Here is a 20,733-nt window from a genome sequence, read left to right as displayed (position 1 = left end):
CGAAAAGCGCATGTTCACACTGCTCGTCGATTTTGCGGACAAGATCTCGGTCTTCAATGTCTTCCGCTACATCACCTTCCGCACCGGCGGGGCGCTGATCACATCGGCGCTGATCGTCTTCATCTTCGGACCGACGATCATCAATTCGCTGCGGCTGCGGCAAGGCAAGGGCCAGCCGATCCGCGCCGACGGGCCGCAGACGCATTTCAAGAAGGCCGGTACGCCGACCATGGGCGGGCTGATGATCCTGTCTGGCATCATCGGCTCGTCACTGCTGTGGGCGAACCTGTCGAGCATCTATGTCTGGGTGGTGCTGCTGGTCACGCTGGGTTTCGGCTCGATCGGCTTCTACGACGACTATCTTAAGGTGACCAAGCAATCGCATCTGGGCTTCTCCGGCAAGGCGCGGCTGGGGCTCGAATTCATCATCGCGGGCATCGCCGCCTGGGTGATCATGCACAATGGCCAGGCGCCGTTCTCGTCGTCGCTGACATTTCCCTTCGCCAAGGAATTCATCATCAATCTCGGCTGGTTCTTCATTCCGTTCTCCTGCTTCGTCATTGTCGGCGCCGGCAATGCGGTGAACCTGACCGATGGCCTCGACGGGCTGGCGATCGTGCCGATCATGATCGCGGCGGCCTCCTTCGGCGTCATCGCCTATCTGTCCGGCAACGCCGTGTTCGCCGAATATCTGCAGATCCATTTCGTGCCCGGCACCGGTGAACTGGCTGTCGTGCTCGGCTCGGTCATCGGCGCCGGCCTCGGCTTCCTCTGGTTCAATGCGCCGCCGGCGGCGATCTTCATGGGCGATACCGGATCGCTGGCCATGGGCGGCCTGATCGGCACGGTCGCCGTCGCCACCAAGCACGAGATCGTGCTGGTTATCGTCGGCGGCCTGTTCGTGGTCGAAATCCTGTCGGTGATCATCCAGGTCGGCTACTTCAAGATGACCGGCAAGCGGGTGTTCCTGATGGCGCCGATCCACCATCATTTCGAAAAGCTCGGCTGGACTGAAAGCCAGGTGGTGATCCGCTTCTGGATCATCGCCGTCATCCTGGCGCTGGTCGGCCTGTCCACCCTGAAACTGAGATAGGAAAATCCTTTGATCCCCGCCGCATCCTTCGCAGGCAAGCGCGTTTCACTCTTCGGGCTCGGTGGCTCGGGGATCGCGACGGCGCGCGCGCTGATTGCCGGCGGCGCGGAGGTGCTGGCCTGGGACGACAATCCCGACAGCGTCTCCAAGGCGGCGGATGTCGGAATCGCGACCGCCGATTTGCGTGGCGCCGACTGGGCAAGGTTCTCGGCTTTCGTGCTGTCGCCAGGCGTGCCGCTGACCCATCCCAAGCCGCACTGGACGGTGGAGCTGGCACGCGGTTCCGGCGTCGAGATCATCGGCGACATCGAGCTGTTCTGCCGCGAGCGGATGCTCGGCGCGCCAATGTCGCCCTTCATCGCCATCACCGGCACCAACGGCAAGTCGACGACGACCGCGCTGGCCGCGCATATCCTGAAAGCCGCGGGACGCGATACCCAGATGGGCGGCAATATCGGCCGCGCGGTGATGACGCTCGATCCGCCGCAGCCCGGTCGGCACTATGTGGTCGAGTGCTCGTCCTACCAGATCGACCTCGCGCCCTCGATCAACCCGACGGCCGGCATCCTGCTCAATCTGACGCCCGACCATCTCGACCGCCACGGCACCATGCAGCACTACGCTTCGATCAAGGAGCGGCTGGTGGCCGGCAGCGAGACGGCCATCATCGGCATCGACGATTCCTGGTGCGCGCAGATCGCCGAGCGTCTGGAGCGGGCGGGGCGGCATGTGATCCGCATTTCCAAGCGCCTGCCGCTGACCGATGGCTATTTCGCCGACTCCGGTAATCTGATGGAAGCGGTGCACGGCCGCTACAGCCGCGTCGCCTTCCTCGAAGGCATCGGCTCGCTGCGCGGCCAGCACAATGCGCAGAACGCGCTGGCGGCGGTTGCCGCTTGCCTCAGGGTCGGGCTGGACCTCGGCGAGATCCAGTCGGGACTGGAGAGCTTTCCCGGCCTCGCGCATCGCATGGAACAGGTCGGCCGCAAGGATCATGTGCTGTTCATCAACGATTCCAAGGCGACCAATGCCGATGCGGCGGCCCCGGCGCTGTCGAGCTTTCCGCGCATCTACTGGATTGCCGGCGGCCTGCCCAAGGAAGGCGGCATCGAGCCGTTGCGCGGCTTCTTCCCGCGCATCGCCAAGGCCTATCTGATCGGCGAGGCGGCGCCTGCCTTCTCGGCGACCCTGGGTGAGGCCGTGCCCTACGAGATATCAGGCACGCTGGCCGCGGCGGTCGAGCACGCCGCGCATGACGCGGCTCGAGACGACAGCGGCGAGGTGGTGGTGCTGTTGTCGCCGGCCTGCGCCAGTTTCGACCAGTTCAAGAATTTCGAAGTTCGCGGCGAAGCCTTCAGGCAAGCCGCGAATGCTATCGAGGGTGTGAAACCCATCGGAGGGGCACGATAATGCAGAGCCGTCTCGACAAAAGCCCGGTTGCGACATGGTGGTGGACGATCGATCGCTGGTTCCTGGCGGCGTTCCTGTCGCTGATGGGGCTCGGCATCGTGCTTTCCTTCGCGGCCAGCCCGGCGGTGGCCGAACGCATCGGCCTCGACAGTTTCCATTTCGCCACCAGGCAGATCATCTTCACAGTTCCGGCTCTCGGCGTGATGCTGGCCGTCTCGTTCCTTGAGTCGCGGCAGATCCGGCGCATGGCGCTGATCATGCTGTGCCTCATGCTGGTGCTGATGGTGGCGGTGCTCTACATCGGTGTCGAGGTCAAGGGCGCGCGCCGTTGGGTATCGCTTGCCGGCCTGTCGATCCAGCCCTCGGAGTTCCTCAAACCCGCCTTCGTCATCATGTGCGCCTGGCTGTTCGCCGAGCACAAGCGCCAGCCCGACATTCCGGGCAACCTGTTCGCCATGCTGCTGCTTGCCCTGGTCGTCTCGCTGCTGGTCGCGCAGCCCGATCTCGGCCAGACCATGCTGGTGACCGGCACCTGGGGCGTGATGTTCTTCATGGCGGGGCTGCCATGGTTGTGGATCATCGCACTCGGCGGCGCCGGCGTTGGCGGTGTGTTCGCCGCCTATTCGGTGTTTCCGCACGTTGCCCTGCGCATCGACAAGTTCCTCACCGGCGAAGGCGACACTTTCCAGGTCGACATGGGACGCGAGGCGCTGATCAATGGCGGCTGGTTCGGCGTCGGGCCGGGCGAGGGTACCGTCAAGCGGGTCATTCCGGACAGCCATGCCGACTTCGTCTTCTCGGTCGCCGGCGAGGAGTTCGGGCTGATCATGTGCTTCTTCATCATGTCAATCTTCGCCTTCATCGTTCTGCGCGGTCTCAATACGGCGCTGAAGGAGCATGACGATTTTACCCGCTATGCGGTCGGCGGGCTCGTGACCGTCTTTGGTCTGCAGGCTGTCATCAACATGTGCGTCAACCTGCAGCTGGTGCCGGCCAAGGGCATGACGCTGCCTTTCATCTCCTATGGCGGCTCCTCGCAGATCGCCATCGCCATCTCGATGGGCATGGTGCTGGCGCTGACGCGCAAGCGGCCGGAAAAGCGCAAGCAGATGGGCTTTGCCCTGTCGCAACGCGCCGTGCCGGCGGAATGAGGCCGGATGCCCAAGGGTGTTATCCTTCTCGCGGCGGGCGGAACCGGCGGACATCTCTTTCCGGCCGAGGCGTTGGCGCATGAGCTGAACGAGCGCGGCTGGAAAGTGCATCTGGCGACGGATGACCGCGCCGAGCGTTTTGCCGGCCACTTCCCGGCCGCCGCCGTCCATCCTATCCAGTCGGCGACGATGGGCTCCAAAAATCCTTTCGCCCTGCTTGGCGCCTTCTGGAAAATCTGGCGCGGCGTGCGCCAGGCCTCGGCCATCATTGCCAGGATCAAGCCGGATGCCGTTGTTGGTTTCGGCGGTTATCCGACCCTGCCGCCGCTCTATGCGGCGACGCGGCGCAAGGTGCCGACGCTGATTCACGAGCAGAACGCGGTGATGGGCCGCGCCAACCGGGCGCTGGCCGGCCGCGTCGACGCGATCGCCGGCGGCTTCCTGCCGCAGGACACGAGCGCGGCCGGCGTCAAGACGGTGACGACCGGCAACCCGGTTCGCCCGCAAGTGCTGGAAGCGGCCAGGACGCCTTATGCGGCGTCGACCGGGGAACAGCCGTTCCGCCTGCTGGTGTTCGGCGGCAGCCAGGGCGCCCAGTTCTTTTCCTATGCGGTGCCGGCGGCCATCGCGCTGCTTTCCGATGCCCAGCGCAAACGGCTGGTGATCACGCAACAAGCGCGCGCCGACGACGTGGCGCGGGTGAAGGCGGCCTATGCAGCCCTTGGTGTCGGTGTCGAGGTCTCGCCCTTTTTCACCGACATGGCGGCGCGCATCGCGGCGGCGCATCTGGTCATCTCGCGCTCCGGCGCCTCGACCGTTTCGGAGATCGCCGTCATCGGCCGGCCGGCGCTGCTGGTGCCTTATCCCTATGCGCTCGACCACGACCAGGCGGCCAACGCGGCGGCCCTTGCCGCCGCCGGCGGTGGCGAAGTGCACCCGCAATCCTCGCTTTCGCCCGAGCGCATCGCAGCGCTCGTCGGCGGACTGATGGACGATCCCGAGCGGCTTGCGGCAATGGCCGCGGGAGCGAAATCGGCCGGCAGGCCGGACGCGGCACGGTTGCTCGCCGATCTCACAGAGGCTATTGCGTCGAAAAAAACCGTTTCGGATTTCAGGAAGGGGACGCACGCATGAAGATGCCGCAGACGATCGGCCTTGTGCATTTCATCGGCATTGGCGGCATCGGCATGAGCGGCATTGCCGAAGTGCTGCACAATCTCGGCTACAGGGTGCAAGGGTCCGACCAGGCCGAGAGCGCCAATGTACAGCGGCTGCGCGACAAGGGCATCGAATGCTTCGTCGGCCACAAGCCCGAGAATCTCGGCGATGCCGAGGTCGTGGTCGTCTCGACGGCGATCAAGAAATCCAACCCCGAGCTGAAGGCCGCGCGCGAGAAGCTGCTGCCGATCGTGCGCCGTGCCGAGATGCTGGCCGAGCTGATGCGCTTCCGCCAGGCGGTGGCGATCGGCGGCACGCATGGCAAGACGACGACGACCTCGATGGTGGCGACCTTGCTCGAGGCCGGCGGACTCGACCCGACCGTCATCAATGGCGGCATCATCAATGCCTATGGCACCAACGCGCGCATGGGCGATGGCGAGTGGATGGTGGTCGAGGCCGACGAGAGTGACGGCACGTTCCTGAAGCTGCCGGCTGAGATCGCCGTCGTCACCAACATCGATCCCGAGCATCTCGATCACTATGGCAGCTTCGACAAGGTGCGCGAGGCGTTCCGCCAGTTCGTCGAGAACGTGCCGTTCTATGGCTTCGGGGTGATGTGCACGGACCATCCCGAAGTGCAGGCGCTGGTCGGCCGCATCGAGGACCGCCGCGTCATCACCTATGGCGAGAACGCGCAGGCCGATGTGCGTTTCACCAACCATCGCATGGCCGGTGCTGTTTCGGAATTCGACGTCGTGATCCGCGACCGCAAGACCGGCGGCCAGACGACGATTTCGGGCCTGCGCCTGCCGATGCCCGGCCGTCACAACGTCTCCAACGCGACGGCGGCGATCGCTGTGGCGCATGAGCTCGGCCTGTCCGCCGAGGCGATCAAGAAGGGCCTGTCTTCGTTCGCCGGCGTCAAGCGCCGCTTCACCCATACCGGCTCCTGGAACGGCGTCGACATCTTCGACGACTATGGTCATCATCCGGTCGAGATCGCGGCGGTGCTGAAGGCGGCGCGCAGTGCCACCAAGGGACGCGTCATCGCCATTGCCCAGCCGCATCGCTTCACCCGGCTGCATGATCTGTTCAACGAGTTTTCCACCTGCTTCAACGACGCCGACACGGTGATGGTGGCGCCGGTTTACGCCGCCGGCGAAGAGCCGATCGACGGGGTGACCTCGGACGCGCTGGTGTCGCGCATCCGCGCCGGCGGCCATCGCGACGCCCGCTACATCGACGGTCCGGCAGCAATCGCGCCGATCATCCGCGACCTGGCCAAGCCCGGCGACTTCGTCGTCTTCCTCGGCGCCGGCAACATCACCCAATGGGCCTATGCGCTGCCCAAGGAGCTTGGCGGGACCGTCTCATGATGCACGGCCAGGCTTTGATCGACAGACTTGGCGACCGGCTTGCCGGCCTGCGCGGCCGCCTCACGCCGAATGCCGAGATGGACAAGATCACCTGGTTCCGCGCCGGAGGGCAGGCTGAAGTCCTGTTCCAGCCTGCCGACGAGGAGGACCTCGCCGCGTTCCTGCGCGCGGTTCCCGAAGAGATTCCGCTGACCGTCGTCGGCATCGGCTCGAACCTCCTGGTCAGGGATGGCGGCATTCCGGGCTTCGTCATCCGGCTTTCGGCCAAGGGTTTTGGCGAAGCCGAGGTGATTGGCCCTACCACGATCAAGGCGGGGGCCGCGACGCCGGACAAGCGTGTTGCGGCTGTCGCCTATGAGGCGGGTATTGGCGGCTTTCATTTCTATCATGGCATTCCGGGCGCCATCGGCGGCGCGCTTGTCATGAATGCTGGCGCCAACGGCGTCGAAACGCGCGAGCGCGTCGTCGAACTGCGGGCGCTCGACCGCAAGGGCAATATCCAGACCCTGAGCAATGCCGAAATGGGCTACGCCTATCGTCATTCGTCGGCACCTTCCGGGCTGATCTTCACCTCGGCCATCTTCGAAGGTTTTTCCGAGGACAAGGCGGCGATCAAGGCGGCGATGGATGCGGTGCAGAGCCACCGCGAGACCGTGCAGCCGATCCGCGAGAAGACCGGCGGCTCGACCTTCAAGAATCCCGAAGGCACGTCGGCCTGGAAGGAGATCGACAAGGCGGGCTGCCGCGGTCTGATGATTGGCGGCGCGCAGATGTCGCCGATGCACTGCAACTTCATGATCAACACCGGAACCGCGACCGGCTACGACCTTGAATATCTCGGCGAGACGGTGCGCACGCGGGTGCTGGAGAATTCGGGCATCCGGCTGCAGTGGGAAATCAAGCGCATCGGCAATTTCCGGCCGGGCCATGCTGTCCAGGAGTTTCTTGGGCAGCTACTTTAGCACGGTTGAAGTTCAAGTGATGCATGAACTTCAACGAGATCAAAACAGCCGTGTGACCGTTGCTGTAATGGCTCAACGACACGGTTTTCGCATCCGTTTTCTCAGAAAGTGAATCTCTCGGAATCGTAAGCACTTGCCAGTGAATCAACTCTCTGATTCTCTGCTGGAAAGCGTTTCCTGATTTGAGTCGTTCGACGCGTTACCCGCGTTTTCCGTCTGGGGGGTAACCTGCCGGGAGACTCGGACTCAATGTTGCGGAAAATCTTGGTTTTTGGTCCGCCGTGAGAGGGGATGCCGGGGAATGAAAAGCAAGCATGTGGCCGTCCTGCTGGGTGGTTTTTCGTCCGAGCGGCCCGTGTCTCTGTCCTCGGGAAAGGCTTGCGCCGATGAACTCGAGAAGGAAGGCTACCAGGTCACGCGCGTCGATGTCGGGCGCGATGTCGGGTCGGTGCTCGCCGAGCTCAAGCCCGATGTCGCCTTCAATGCGCTGCATGGCCCGTTCGGCGAGGATGGCACCATCCAGGGTATCCTTGAATATCTCGGCATTCCCTACACCCATTCCGGCGTGCTCGCCTCGGCGCTGGCCATGAACAAGGAGCAGGCCAAGCGGATTGCCAAATCAGTCGGCGTCCCGGTCGCCGAATCGAAGGTTGCCAGCCGCTTCGCCATCCAGAGCAAGCATCCGATGAAGCCGCCCTATGTGGTCAAGCCGGTCAATGAGGGTTCGAGCTTCGGCGTCGTCATCGTGCATGAGGGGCAGTCACATCCGCCGCAGGTCATCGGCTCGTCGGAGTGGAAATATGGCGATACCGTCATGGTCGAGCGCTACGTCCACGGGCGGGAGCTGACCTGCGCGGTGATGGGCGATGTGGCGCTCGGGGTCTGCGAGATCATCCCGACCGGCCATTCCTTCTACGACTATGATTCAAAATATGTCGCTGGCGGATCAAAGCACGAATGCCCCGCAAAAGTTTCACCGAATATTTACCAAAAAATACAAACACTGGCGCTCAAGGCTCACCAAGCGATCGGCTGTCGGGGCGTTTCCCGGTCGGACTTCCGTTATGACGATCGGCATTCCGAAAACGGCGAGGTTGTCTGGCTCGAGGTCAACACCCAGCCGGGTATGACGCCGACGTCCTTGGTGCCTGAAATCGCCGCCCAGGCCGGGCACTCGTTTGGCGATTTGTTGAGTTGGATGGTGGAGGACGCTTCGTGTCTGCGTTGAAATGGGGACAAGGCAAGGAGAGGGGCGCGGCCGGGCCGGCGCTGTTCGGCCTGCCGTTGTCACCGGGCCATTTCGTGCTGCCGCGTGTGCTTCGCCGCCCGGTGCGCGTTCTGGCGCGCCTGGGCGTGGGCGAATTCCAGGCGCCGCGCTTCTCCGCCGCGATTCTGTCGGGTGTGCTGATCGCCTCGAGCAGTGCCTATGGCGCCTATCTCGGCGGTGACGTCGAGGGTATCGTTCAGAGCATCACGGCTCGCACCGGCTTCGCCGTCGATCAGGTCAAGGTGGTCGGCAATCGCCAGACTTCCGAGATCGATATCCTCGACAGGCTGGAACTCGACGGCTGGACGTCGCTGATCGGCTTCAATGCCGAGGCGGCACGCGAGCGGATCTCCGGCCTGCCGTGGATCGAGGTTGCCGCGGTCCGCAAGGTCTATCCGCATACGCTGGAGGTGCGCGTCGAGGAGCGCGAGCCCTTCGCGCTCTGGCAGCAAGGCAATGATCTCTCTGTCATCGAGAAGGATGGCGCCGTGATCGCGCCGTTCTCGGGGGGCACGCAGGTGCTGTTGCCGTTGCTGATCGGCGCCGGCGCGCCGGCCAAGGCGCCGGATTTCCTGGCCAAGATCGAAAAATATCCCGAGCTCGCGAGCCGGGTCAAAGGCTATGTCCGCGTTGGCGAGCGGCGCTGGGACCTGAAGCTGGACAACGGCATCACCGTCAAGCTTCCCGAGGATGGCGAGGATCAGGCGATCGCCGAGCTCGTCGGCATGGATCATGACAAGGGGCTGTTGTCGCGCGATATCGCCGCCGTCGACATGCGCCTGACCGATCGGCTGGTCGTGCAGCTGACGCCGGAGGCGGCGACGCAGCGCGAAGCCGCGCTCAGCGAGAAACCGAAGAGCCTGAAGCGCAAGCCGGAGACGAAGATATGAGCTGGCTTGGCGGTCATGGCGATGCCTCGTCGCGCCGGTCCGGCACCCTGACGGTGCTGGATGTCGGTTCGAGCAAGGTCTGCTGCATGGTGGCGAAGCTGAAGCCGCGCGATGACGGCAAGTTGCTGCGCGGCCGTTCGCACCGCATCCAGGTGATCGGCATCGGCCATCAGAAGTCGCAGGGCGTGAAGTCGGGCGTCGTCATCGATCTCGACCGGGCCGAGCATGCCATCCGTCTTGCCGTCGATGCGGCCGAGCGCATGGCGGGGCTGACGGTCGATTCGCTGATCGTCAACATGACGGCCGGCCGGCTGAAGAGCGAAGCCTTCGCGGCCACCATCAACCTTGGCGGCCACGAGGCCGACGAGGCCGACATCAAGCGCGTGCTTGGCGCCGGCGCAAAGCAGGCGATGAAGGCCGAGCGCGAGGTGGTCCATTCGCTGCCCGTGGGCTTCTCGCTGGATGCCGAACGCGGCGTGCGCGATCCGCGCGGCATGGTCGGCGACGCGCTCGGTGTCGACATGCATGTGCTGACGGGTGACGCGGCACCGATGCGCAATCTGGAGCTTTCCATCAACCGTTCGCACCTTTCGGTGGAACGCATGGTGGCGACGCCTTATGCCAGCGGGCTGGCGGCCCTGGTCGACGACGAGCTGGAAATGGGCGCTGCCTGCATCGACATGGGCGGCGGCACGACGACGATCTCGGTGTTTTCGGAAGGCAAGTTCGTCCATGGCGACGCCATCGCCATCGGCGGCAACCATGTCACGCTGGACATGGCCAAGGGGCTTTCGACCTCGCTCGATGCCGCCGAGCGGCTGAAAGTGATGCATGGTTCGGCGCTGCCGGGCAGCGCCGACGACCGCGACCTGGTTTCGATCCATCCGATCGGCGACGATGGTGACGTGCCTTTGCAGATCCCGCGTTCGGTGATGACGCGCATCGTGCGCGCCCGCATCGACGAGACGCTCGAACTGTTGCGCGACCGGCTGAACAAGTCCGGCTACGGCAATGCGGTTGGCAAGCGCGTCGTGCTGACCGGCGGCGCCAGCCAGCTTGCCGGCCTGCCGGAGGCGGCGCGGCGCATCCTGGGACGCAATGTACGCATCGGCCGTCCGCTCGGCGTGGCTGGCCTGCCGGAAGCGGCGAAGGGGCCGGCCTTCTCGGCCGCGGTGGGGCTTCTGATCTATCCGCAGATGGCGAGCTTCGAGAGCCATCCGGCGAAAGGAATTTCCGGTCTCAGGATGACCGGGACGGGCGGAAAACTGCATCGCATGAGTCAGTGGTTGAGAGACAGTTTCTAATTGACGGGGACAGCCCCATAGGCGGCCGCGGCGGCGAAGCGGCGTGAAAGGCAAAGGACGGAGACAATGACCATCAATCTGCAGAAGCCGGACATCACCGAGCTTAAGCCGCGCATCACCGTGTTCGGTGTCGGCGGCGGCGGCGGCAATGCCGTCAACAACATGATCACCGCCGGCTTGCGCGGTGTCGAGTTCGTGGTGGCCAACACCGACGCGCAGGCGCTGACCATGTCGAAGGCCGATCGGCTTATCCAGCTCGGCGCGCATGTCACCGAGGGCCTCGGCGCCGGATCGCAACCCGAAGTCGGCCGTGCGGCGGCGGAAGAGTGCATCGACGAGATCATCGATCATCTGTCCAACACCCATATGTGCTTCGTCACCGCCGGCATGGGCGGCGGCACCGGCACCGGTGCTGCTCCGGTCGTGGCGCGCGCTGCCCGTGAGAAGGGGATCCTCACCGTCGGTGTCGTCACCAAGCCGTTCCACTTCGAAGGCCAGCGCCGCATGAAGACGGCCGACCTGGGCATCGAGGAACTGCAGAAATGCGTCGATACCCTGATCGTCATCCCCAACCAGAACCTGTTCCGGCTGGCCAATGACAAGACCACCTTCGCCGACGCCTTCGCCATGGCCGACCAGGTGCTCTATTCCGGTGTTGCCTGCATCACCGACCTAATGGTCAAGGAAGGCCTGATCAATCTCGACTTCGCCGACGTGCGTTCGGTCATGCGCGAGATGGGCAAGGCGATGATGGGCACCGGCGAGGCATCCGGCGAGGGTCGCGCGATGGCCGCCGCCGAAGCGGCGATTGCCAACCCGTTGCTCGACGAGACCTCGATGAAGGGCGCCAAGGGCCTGCTGATCTCGATCACCGGCGGCCGCGACCTGACGCTGTTCGAAGTCGACGAGGCGGCGACCCGTATCCGCGAGGAGGTCGACCAGGACGCCAACATCATCCTGGGCGCGACCTTCGACGAAGAACTCGAAGGCGTCATCCGCGTCTCGGTGGTCGCCACCGGCATCGACAAGTCGGCGGCTGAGATCGCCGCCGCGCCGATCTCGATCCGCACGGCGCCGCCGAAGCCGGCCAGCCGTCCGGCCGTTGCCGCGGTGGAAAGCCGCCCGGCGCCGGTCCAGCAGGCAGCATACGAACCGCGCGGTATCGACCCGGTCGCCGAAGCCATCCATCTGGCCGAAGCCAATGCCGCGGCCATGGCCCAGGCCCGCCCGGCTCCCGTCGCCCAGGCGGACGATTTCCGCCCGCAGAGCAAGATCTTCCAGGCGCCGCCCGCACAGCCGCAGCCGGTGGTCCAGCAGATGATGCAGCCGGCTCCGCAGCCGCGTGAAATGCTGCAGCGCGAAGCCCCGCAGCCGGTTGCGATGGCACCGCAGCGGATGCCTCGCGTCGAGGACTTCCCGCCCGTCGTGAAGGCCGAGGTGGATGCCAAGAGCCGTCCGGCCGACCATGAGAACAACAGCGGACCGATGGGCCTGCTGAAGCGCCTGACCAACGGCCTGACCCGCCGCGAAGAAGAGCCTGCAAGGCTGCAGCCGGCGCAGCCGCGTGAACCCAAGCTGCGCCAGGCCGCACCCGAAGTGCGCCGTCTCGCCAGCCAGGACGCGCAGCTCTACGCACCGCGCCGCGGCCAACTGGACGACCAGGGCCGCCTGACGCCGCAGACCAGGGCGACTCAGGACGACGATCAGCTGGAGATTCCGGCGTTCCTGCGCCGCCAGGCCAACTGATTGGTAAACGGGTTGTAACAATTGTTAACAGGCAAGCAAGGAATTGCTTGCCTGTTAACGTTTAAAATGATGTAATTTCAATTAGTTATAAAGCCGTACATGTTCCAGCTCGCGGTTACAAAGGGTAAGAAACCGTGATTTGGAGTCTCCCTCCCGGGACACTATCTTCGCTGCCTACCATAGTCGGTTTGCCGGGATTTCGGGGGAAGTAGCCCTGCCTGCCGATTTCAAACAAGAGCCGCGCCCTCGGGCTGGAGAAGCGGACCTAGGCATTACGGGCTTATGGGGATTGTCTTGCACGACTATCAGACGACATTGAAGACGCGCGCGTCGCTTACCGGCACCGGCGTCCACAGCGGCAAGGAAGTTTCCATCAGCTTCGTGCCGGCGGATGCCGACACCGGCATCGTTTTCCAGCTTTTCAGGGGTGGCGAACAGGGCCGCGAGTTCCGCGCCCTGGTCTCCGAGGTCGGCGCCACCGACCTGTGCACCATGCTTGGCGATCCCGCCGGCGAGCACATCGCCACGGTCGAGCACATCATGGCCGCGCTGTTCGGGCTTGGCATCGACAATGTCGCCATCGAGATCGATGGCCACGAGGTTCCCATCCTGGATGGCAGCGCCATGGCGTTTGTCGAGGCCGTCGACCAGGCCGGGGTTGAGACGCTGCCGATCAAGCGGCGCTACATCAGGGTCATGAAGCCGGTCCGCATCGAGAACGGCGCCTCCTGGGCGGAATTCAGGCCCTATGACGGCACCCGCTTCGAGATCGAGATCGACTTCGAAAGCCCGGCAATCGGCCGTCAGCTGTTCGCTTCCGACCTCAATGCCGATATCTTCCGCCGCGACATCGCGCGCGCCCGTACCTTCGGCTTCATGAAGGACGTCGAGCGGTTGTGGGCCGCCGGCTACGCGCTCGGCTCATCACTCGAGAACTCGCTGGTGATCGGTGACGACAACCGCGTCATCAACATGGGAGGCTTGCGATATCCCAACGAATTCGTGCGCCACAAGACGCTTGACGCCATGGGCGACCTGGCGCTGGCCGGCGCCCGCTTCATCGGCTGCTTCCGCTCCTATCGCGGCGGCCACAGGTTGAATGCCGCCGCATTGCGCCGTCTGCTCTCGGACCGTGCGGCGTTCGAGATCGTCGAGACGACGCGCCGCGAGCGTGGCCGCGCGGCCGAGATGAATGCCGTCAACGCGCCCCTCTATGCGCCCTGGATGATCTGATTTTCCAGATTTTTCCGGATCCCACGGCGTGGAGCGAGTGTTGCATGAATGCACCACCCGCCAGCGAAACAGCATGGATGTTCAAGCTGCGTCCGACCGCCACAAAAATGTGCGATTGGCCGGAGATAGCGTTGCCGGGTAAGGCGATTATGGTTTATGGCTGCTGCCGTTGACTGGTGCATGTCGCCCGAAAGTGGGAGCCGGTTTTGGGACAACGACATGCAAAGCGCATCAAAGTAACGCCGAAAGGGCGGAATCCAATCATGTTCTTCAAGCGAGTTGGTCAATCGAAAGCACCGCGGCGGGCTGTTTTGCTGGCGCTTTCGGTGGTTGTTCCATCGCTCTTCCTGTCGGCCTGCATGTCGTCGGAGAAAGATATCGACCTGTCGACCTATGTCGACCAGACCGAACCGGCCGATGTTCTCTACAATCAGGGCCTCGCCAATCTGAATGCCGGGCGCCTGCAAGAGGCGAGCCGCAAGTTCGACGCGGTCGACCGCCAGCATCCCTATTCGGAATTCGCTCGCAAATCGATGGTGATGGGGGCCTTCGCCGATTATCGCCAGGGCAACTACGATGAGGCTATCGGTGCGGCCAAGCGCTATCTCACGCTCTACCCGTCGACCGATGATGCCGCCTATGCGCAATACATCATCGGCCTGAGCTATTATCGCCAGATCAAGGACGTGACGCAGGACCAGAAGGAAGCGCGCCTGACCATGCAGACAATGCAGGATCTGGTGACGCGCTGGCCGACATCGGAATATGTCGACGACGCCAAGGAAAAGATCCGCTTCGCCAACGATCAGTTGGCCGGCAAGGAAATGCAGATCGGCCGCTACTATCTCGAGCGCCGCGAATACATCGCCGCGGTCAAGCGCTTCCGCACCGTGGTGGAGAACTATTCCAACACGCGCCATGTCGAGGAAGCGCTGGCTCGCCTGACCGAAAGCTATTACGCGATGGGGCTGACCTCGGAGGCGCAGACCGCCGCCGCCGTGCTCGGCACCAACTACCCCGACAGCCCGTGGTACAAGGATTCCTACAAGCTGCTGCAGAGCAATGGGCTTGCGCCACGCGAGAATGCCGGGTCGTGGATTTCCAAGGCCGGGAAGCTGATCACCGGCGCCTGAAGCAGGCGTAGAGATGCTTTCCAGACTGTCGATCCGCGATATCGTCCTGATCGAGAAGCTGGACATTGATTTTGCGCCCGGTCTTTCGGTGCTGACCGGCGAAACCGGTGCCGGCAAATCCATCCTGCTCGATGCCTTGTCGCTGGCGCTCGGCGCGCGCGGCGATGCCTCGCTGGTTCGCCATGGCGCGGCGCAAGGCCAGGTCATTGCCGTTTTCGACGTGCCGCGCAATCATCCCGCCCGAGCCCTGCTTGCCGACAACGCGATCGACGATGACGGCGACATCATCCTGCGCCGGCTGCAGACGGCCGATGGCCGCACCCGCGTCTTCGTCAATGATCAGCCATCCAGCGTGACCTTGATGCGCGATGTCGGACGCGCGCTGGTCGAAATCCACGGCCAGCACGATGAACGCGCCCTGGTCGATCCCGGCGCCCATCGCGAGGTGCTCGATGCTTTTGGCGGCCATCTCGGCGCCGTTCGTTCAACCGGCGAGGCATGGCGGCACTGGCGCGGCTGCGAGCAGGAGCTTTCCCGACATCGCGCCAAGGTGGCGGCAGCAGCGCGCGAGGCCGACTATCTGCGCGCGGCGGTCGCGGAGCTGACAAAGCTCGACCCGCAGCCGGGTGAGGAGACCGATCTTGCCGAGGTGCGCGCGTCGATGATGCGGGCCGAGAAGATCGCATCGGAAATCCATGATGCGCAGGATGTGCTTTCCGGCCCGTCCTCGCCCCTGCCGCAACTGGCGAGCCTGCTGCGCCGGCTGCAACGCAAGGTGACGGAAGCGCCCGGCCTGCTCGACGACGTGGTCAAGTCGCTCGACGAGGCGATGCTGTCGCTCGACGCGGCGCAATCGGGCGTCGAGGCAGCACTGCGCGCCGCCGAATATGATCCGCAGCGGCTGGAGAAGGCCGAGGAGCGGCTGTTTTCATTGCGCGCTGCATCCCGCAAGCACAGCGTCGCCGTCGATGACCTGGCGCAGTTGCGCGATAGCATGTCTGCCGATCTCGCCGATCTCGATGCCGGCGAGGAGCGCCTGCACGGGCTGGAGAAGCAGGCCGCCGCGGCGCGCGAGACCTACGACATTGCCGCCGCGCGGCTGTCCTCGCTGCGGCACGCCGCCGCGGTCGGCCTAACCAAGGCCGTGATGGCCGAACTGCCAGCGCTGAAACTCGAGCGCGCCGCCTTCATCGTCGAGATGAAGACCGAGGCCGAGAGCCGCATGGAAGAGGGCATCGACCAGATCGAGTTCTGGGTGCGCACCAATCCCGGCACACGGCCCGGGCCGATGATGAAGGTGGCGTCGGGCGGCGAGCTCTCGCGCTTCCTTTTGGCGCTGAAAGTGGCGCTGGCCGATCGTGGCTCGGCCCCGACGCTGGTGTTCGATGAAATCGACACCGGCGTGGGCGGCGCCGTCGCGGACGCCATCGGCCAGCGGCTGGCGCGATTGTCGAAGCGCGTCCAGGTGCTTTCGGTGACCCACGCGCCACAAGTGGCGGCGCGCGCGGCGACGCATTTCCTGATCTCCAAGTCGGGCAGCGCCGATCGCGTCGCGACCGGCATTGCCGAGATGGATCGGCCGGCGCGGCAGGAAGAGATCGCGCGCATGCTGGCTGGTGCCACCATCACCGACGAGGCGCGCGCCGCGGCCGAGCGCCTGCTGCGCGAGAACACGGCGGCTTCCTGAGCGCGTGATCGCCTGGCTGGCATGATCCGGGCTTTGGCACAGAGTCAGCTTGTGGCGCCATCCTGCTGTTTCAGCGCGGTTTTATCAGAATTTGGCTCCCTTGAATCCGAAAGCTGATCTATGGTCGCGGACCACCAAAGTGCGCCGCGTCTGAACGGATTCGGGCGACGCGCTTTGGGTCTTTGTTTTTTGCATGTCGTTCTCCCAAAACCGGAGCCACTTTTGGGCGACATGCACTGGGAGCCGGGTCTGAAACCATGTCGGAAAAACCAGTCGATGCCCTGACGGAAAGCGAGGCCGAAGCCGAGCTGAAGCGCCTGGCGGAGGAGATCGCCGAGCACGACCGGCACTACCATACCGAGGACGCGCCTGTTATCACCGACGCGGAATATGATGCGCTGACGCGGCGCAACCTCGCCATCGAACAGCGCTTCCCCGCGCTCGTGCGCGAGGATTCGCCATCGCGCAGGGTCGGTGCAGCGCCGGCGGAAGGCTTTGCCAAGGTGCGCCATGCGGTGCCGATGCTCAGCCTCGCCAAGGCCTATACCGATGAGGATGTCGCGGACTTCATCGAACGTGGCCGGCGATTCTTCGATCGCGACAAGGATCTCGACATCGCCTTCACGGCCGAGCCGAAGATCGACGGGCTGTCGGCTTCGCTGCGTTATGAAGGCGGCGTGTTCGTGCAGGGTGCAACGCGCGGCGACGGCACGGTCGGCGAGGACATCACCGCCAATCTCAGGACCATCGCCGACATCCCCAAGACCTTGAAGGGCTCGGGCTGGCCGGAGGTCATCGAGATACGCGGCGAGGTCTACATGACCTACGCGGAATTCGAGGCGCTGAAGGAACGGTCGGCGGCGGCCGGCGGTCAGGATTACGTCAATCCGCGCAACACGGCGGCAGGGTCGCTGCGGCAGAAGGATCCATCCGTCACCGCCAGCCGCAACCTCAAATTCTTTGCCTATGCCTGGGGCTATACAACGGAGGACCCCGCTCCGACCCAATATGAATCGGTGCAGAGATTCGCCGATTGGGGGTTCAAGATCAGTCCGCTGATGGTGCGGGCGAAGTCGGCCGACGAGCTGATCGAGCACTATCATCGGATCGAGGAACAGCGCTCGTCGCTGGGCTATGACATCGATGGCGTCGTCTACAAGGTCGACCAGCTGGAGCTGCAGCGCAGATGGGGTTTTGTCACCGGCGAACCGCGCTGGGCCGTCGCGCACAAATTCCCGGCCGAACAGGCGATGACGATCGTGCAGAAGATCGACATCCAGGTCGGCCGCACCGGCACGCTGGCACCGGTTGCGCGGCTTGCACCTGTCACGGTCGGCGGCGTCGTGGTCGAAAATGTCACGCTTCACAACGAAGACTATATCAAGGGTCTGGACAGCACCGGCCAGCCGATCCGCGACGGCATTGACGTGCGCGTCGGCGACACGGTCGTGATCCAGCGGGCAGGGGACGTCATTCCGCAGATCGTCAGCGTCGTCATCGACCGGCGTCCACCTGGCGCCATGCCCTACGAATTCCCGCACACCTGTCCGATCTGTGGCTCGCCCGCGACGCGCGAGATCAACGAGAAGACCGGCAAGGAAGATTCGCGCCGACGCTGTACCGGCGAACTGATCTGCCCGGCGCAGGCCGTGGAAGGACTGCGCCATTTCGTGTCGCGCGGCGCCATGGATATCGAAGGCCTGGGCGCCGAGAACATCGATCTCTTCTTCAATGCCGGACTGATCAAGACAGCTGCCGATATCTTCACGCTCAGGGATCGTCGCCCCGCCGTCACCAAGGCGCTGGCCGAGCGGCGTGAGGAGCAGGCCAGGCAGCGCGAGGCCACCTCGGGCAAGACGCGCAAGAATGTGCGCAGTGTCGAGGAACGCAACTACGAAGGCCTCGACAAGCTCTTCGCCGCCATCGACTCTCGCCGCGAGCCCGAACTCGATCGTTTCATCTTCGCGCTGGGCATCCGCCATATCGGCGAAACGACGGCCGCCGTGCTTGCCCGAACCTTTTCGACCATCGAAGAGTTGATCCGTGTTGGCAAGGAGACAGCGGCAGCAGCCGATCCACACACCGTTTTCCCATCGGTCAACGGCATCGGCGACACGGTGATCGGCGCGCTGCGCGATTTCTTCGGCAACGAACGCAACGATGATGTGCTCGAGGCGCTGCTCGCGCAGGTCAAGCCGAAGCCGTACATCGTGAACGTCTCGGCTGACAGCGTGGTCGCCGGCAAGACAATCGTGTTCACGGGCTCGCTGGAAAAGATGACGCGCTCCGAAGCCAAGGCGATGGCCGAACGTCTCGGCGCCAAGGTCGCTGGGTCGGTTTCGGCGAAGACCGATCTTGTCGTGGCCGGGCCGGGCGCCGGCTCCAAGCTCAAGCTTGCCAGCGAGCTCGGCATCGAGGTGATCGACGAGGACGCCTGGCTGGTGCGGATCGGCAAGGCGTGATGGAAGGTGCATTCAAAGGGTTCGGCCAAAAGGCCATTCCGTTCCTGAAGGCGCTCGATTTCCACCAGAGCAGGGAGTGGTTCCTGGAAAATCGCGACCTGTTCGAAAGGGAATTGCGCGAGCCGTTTGGCGATCTGGTCGAAACGCTGACGGAGCGTTTCGCGGCAGCGGGGCTCGGCCTGCGCGGCGACCGCAAGAAGTCGCTGTTCCGGATCAACCGCGACGTGCGCTTCGCCAAGGACAAGCGGCCGTACAACAGGCATTTGTCGGCGATCCTTTCGCCCGACGGCACCAAGATGGAGCAGGGCGTGTTTTACGCCCATATCGGGCTTGAAGGTTGCTTTGCCGGCGTCGCCTGGTGGCAGCCGGGGGCCGTACTGCTGTTGGCGATGCGCAGGGCCATCGCGACGCAGCCCGACAAGTTTCGCGCCATGGTGAAGGCGTTGAAGAAAAACGGGCTCGAACTCGACACCGAAGGCTGCATGAAGCGCACGCCGCGCGGCTTCGAGCATGTCACCGACGCGGGTCTTGTCGCCGCCATTCGCAATCGGCATTTTGTCGTTCGGCACGCAATCGATCCGGCTGGAATCCATGGTCCGGCACTGGTCGATGAACTCGTCGATTTTACCTTGCGCGCCAGGCCGTTGCTCGACTGGGGCAGGGCGATCGAGGGCAGAGCCCTTGCGGGCTAGCCATTCGACAGGGCGCTGTGACGATCATTTCCGCTGATCGTTTGGCTCAAGCGAATTCGTGTGACAAGGGCGGCGGTGCTTCCTACATCAGGCCCTTGCCCAGGGAGTGGCCATGTCCGCAGAAGCAATTTCCGAAAGCCGCGCGAAGAGCGATTTCTGGCAGGGCGTGCGGCTCTCGATGCCTGTTGTCGTGGCTTCGGCGCCGTTCGCGGTGCTGTTCGGGGCGCTTGCCGTCGACAACGGATTTTCCGTGCTCGAGGCCTTTCTGATGAGCGCGCTGGTTTTTGGCGGCGCCAGCCAGATGGTCGGCATCCAGCTGTTCGGCCAGCATGTCGCGCCGTGGCTGATCGTGCTGTCGATCTTTGCCGTCAACTTCCGCCATGTGCTCTATTCCGCCGGCATCGGCCGGCGCATCGCGCACTGGCCTGTCATCCAGCAGGCGCTTGGCTATTTCATCCTCACCGATCCGCAATACGCGGTGGCCGAGGCGAGGGCGGCGTCCGGCCGGACGGTCGGCTTCGCCTGGTATCTGGGGCTTGGCCTGCCGGTCTATGTGTTCTGGGTGATCGAAAGCGCGCTCGGGGCGGTGTTCGGCAAGCTCATTCCCGACACGCATGCGCTGGGTATCGATTTCCTGCTGCCGATCTATTTTCTTGGCCTCGTGATGGGCTTCCGCAAGCGGCCGCTGTGGCTGCCGGTGGTCGTCGCCAGTGCCGCCGCCTCCATCATCGCCTACAAGACGGTGGGCTCGCCCTGGCACGTCTCGATCGGCGCGATTGCCGGTGTGCTGCTTGCCGTCATCCTGCCTCCCCACCATAGCGGCGTGAAGGCACGGCCATGAGCGCGACATTCTGGATCATCATTGCCGGCGCGGTCGCGACCTATCTCACGCGCATCGGCGGGCATCTGGTCATCTCGCGCTTCGACAACATCCATCCGCGCGTCGAGGCGGGCCTCAACGCCGTGCCGGCGGCGGTGCTGACGACGCTGGTGGCGCCGGAGCTTTTGAATGCCGGGCCGGCGGAATGGGCGGCGCTGGTGGTCACTGCCGTTGTTTCGCTGCGCGGCGGGCTGATGTCCATGTTCCTGGCCGGTGCGGCGGTGCTGATCATCGCGCGGCAATTTGTGGGGTGATCTTCCAGGCGCGATCGGTTTGGACCGTTGGC

The 20,733-nt window shown here is 64.3% G+C and carries 17 protein-coding genes; all 17 read left to right on the top strand.

The window, feature by feature from the left end:
* The first annotated feature begins 10 nt into the window (after positions 1-10).
* The 17 genes from mraY to OOJ09_RS18025 all read left to right on the top strand — a co-directional run bounded on the left by mraY (position 11) and on the right by OOJ09_RS18025 (position 20,701).
* Positions 11-1,093 (top strand): phospho-N-acetylmuramoyl-pentapeptide-transferase, encoded by a 1,083-nt coding sequence (mraY, locus tag OOJ09_RS18105; protein ID WP_269906485.1) that lies wholly within the window; start codon positions 11-13, stop codon positions 1,091-1,093.
* A gap of 9 nt (positions 1,094-1,102) precedes the next feature.
* Positions 1,103-2,503 (top strand): UDP-N-acetylmuramoyl-L-alanine--D-glutamate ligase, encoded by a 1,401-nt coding sequence (murD, locus tag OOJ09_RS18100; protein ID WP_269906484.1) that lies wholly within the window; start codon positions 1,103-1,105, stop codon positions 2,501-2,503.
* A complete protein-coding gene (gene ftsW, locus OOJ09_RS18095; protein ID WP_091580325.1) occupies positions 2,503-3,654 on the top strand; it encodes a putative lipid II flippase FtsW in 1,152 nt (383 codons plus the stop codon). Before murD ends, ftsW begins: the two co-directional genes overlap by 1 nt.
* 6 nt (positions 3,655-3,660) lie before the next feature.
* Positions 3,661-4,788, top strand: a complete 1,128-nt coding sequence (gene murG, locus OOJ09_RS18090) for an undecaprenyldiphospho-muramoylpentapeptide beta-N-acetylglucosaminyltransferase (protein ID WP_269906483.1) — start codon at positions 3,661-3,663, stop codon at positions 4,786-4,788.
* On the top strand, positions 4,785-6,191 hold the full coding sequence (gene murC / locus OOJ09_RS18085) for a UDP-N-acetylmuramate--L-alanine ligase (RefSeq protein ID WP_269906482.1): 1,407 nt from the start codon (positions 4,785-4,787) through the stop codon (positions 6,189-6,191). Before murG ends, murC begins: the two co-directional genes overlap by 4 nt.
* A complete protein-coding gene (gene murB, locus OOJ09_RS18080) occupies positions 6,188-7,153 on the top strand; it encodes a UDP-N-acetylmuramate dehydrogenase (RefSeq protein ID WP_269906481.1) in 966 nt (321 codons plus the stop codon). Before murC ends, murB begins: the two co-directional genes overlap by 4 nt.
* A gap of 301 nt (positions 7,154-7,454) precedes the next feature.
* Positions 7,455-8,381 (top strand): D-alanine--D-alanine ligase, encoded by a 927-nt coding sequence (locus OOJ09_RS18075; protein ID WP_269906480.1) that lies wholly within the window; start codon positions 7,455-7,457, stop codon positions 8,379-8,381.
* A complete protein-coding gene (locus OOJ09_RS18070; protein WP_269906479.1) occupies positions 8,369-9,310 on the top strand; it encodes a cell division protein FtsQ/DivIB in 942 nt (313 codons plus the stop codon). The genes OOJ09_RS18075 and OOJ09_RS18070 overlap by 13 nt, the downstream gene beginning before the upstream one ends.
* Entirely contained in the window at positions 9,307-10,614 is a 1,308-nt protein-coding gene (gene ftsA, locus OOJ09_RS18065; RefSeq protein WP_269906478.1) for a cell division protein FtsA, read from the top strand. Before OOJ09_RS18070 ends, ftsA begins: the two co-directional genes overlap by 4 nt.
* A gap of 66 nt (positions 10,615-10,680) precedes the next feature.
* Positions 10,681-12,360 carry a cell division protein FtsZ gene (ftsZ, locus tag OOJ09_RS18060; protein ID WP_269906477.1) on the top strand — a complete coding sequence of 560 codons (1,680 nt, stop codon included), beginning with the start codon at positions 10,681-10,683 and terminating at the stop codon, positions 12,358-12,360.
* Positions 12,361-12,642: 282 nt separating this feature from the next.
* Complete coding sequence (gene lpxC, locus OOJ09_RS18055) at positions 12,643-13,593, top strand: UDP-3-O-acyl-N-acetylglucosamine deacetylase (protein WP_269906476.1); 951 nt, start codon at positions 12,643-12,645, stop codon at positions 13,591-13,593.
* 263 nt (positions 13,594-13,856) lie between these two features.
* Positions 13,857-14,726 (top strand): outer membrane protein assembly factor BamD, encoded by an 870-nt coding sequence (locus OOJ09_RS18050; RefSeq protein WP_269906475.1) that lies wholly within the window; start codon positions 13,857-13,859, stop codon positions 14,724-14,726.
* A 13-nt stretch (positions 14,727-14,739) separates the two neighbouring features.
* Positions 14,740-16,413: a DNA repair protein RecN gene (gene recN, locus OOJ09_RS18045; RefSeq protein ID WP_269906474.1), complete on the top strand. Its 1,674-nt coding sequence runs from the start codon at positions 14,740-14,742 to the stop codon at positions 16,411-16,413.
* A gap of 257 nt (positions 16,414-16,670) precedes the next feature.
* Positions 16,671-18,875, top strand: coding sequence for an NAD-dependent DNA ligase LigA (ligA, locus tag OOJ09_RS18040; RefSeq protein ID WP_269906473.1), 2,205 nt, complete (start codon positions 16,671-16,673; stop codon positions 18,873-18,875).
* A complete protein-coding gene (locus OOJ09_RS18035) occupies positions 18,875-19,567 on the top strand; it encodes a DUF2461 domain-containing protein (RefSeq protein ID WP_269906472.1) in 693 nt (230 codons plus the stop codon). The genes ligA and OOJ09_RS18035 overlap by 1 nt, the downstream gene beginning before the upstream one ends.
* 112 nt (positions 19,568-19,679) lie before the next feature.
* Positions 19,680-20,408 (top strand): AzlC family ABC transporter permease, encoded by a 729-nt coding sequence (locus tag OOJ09_RS18030; protein ID WP_269906471.1) that lies wholly within the window; start codon positions 19,680-19,682, stop codon positions 20,406-20,408.
* Positions 20,405-20,701, top strand: a complete 297-nt coding sequence (locus tag OOJ09_RS18025; protein WP_269906470.1) for an AzlD family protein — start codon at positions 20,405-20,407, stop codon at positions 20,699-20,701. The genes OOJ09_RS18030 and OOJ09_RS18025 overlap by 4 nt, the downstream gene beginning before the upstream one ends.
* The last annotated feature ends 32 nt before the right edge of the window (positions 20,702-20,733 follow it).

Origin of the sequence: Mesorhizobium qingshengii, assembly GCF_027563465.1 — a bacterium.
Taxonomy (GTDB): domain Bacteria; phylum Pseudomonadota; class Alphaproteobacteria; order Rhizobiales; family Rhizobiaceae; genus Mesorhizobium; species Mesorhizobium qingshengii_A.
This window is presented reverse-complemented; position numbering and strand designations above follow the sequence as displayed.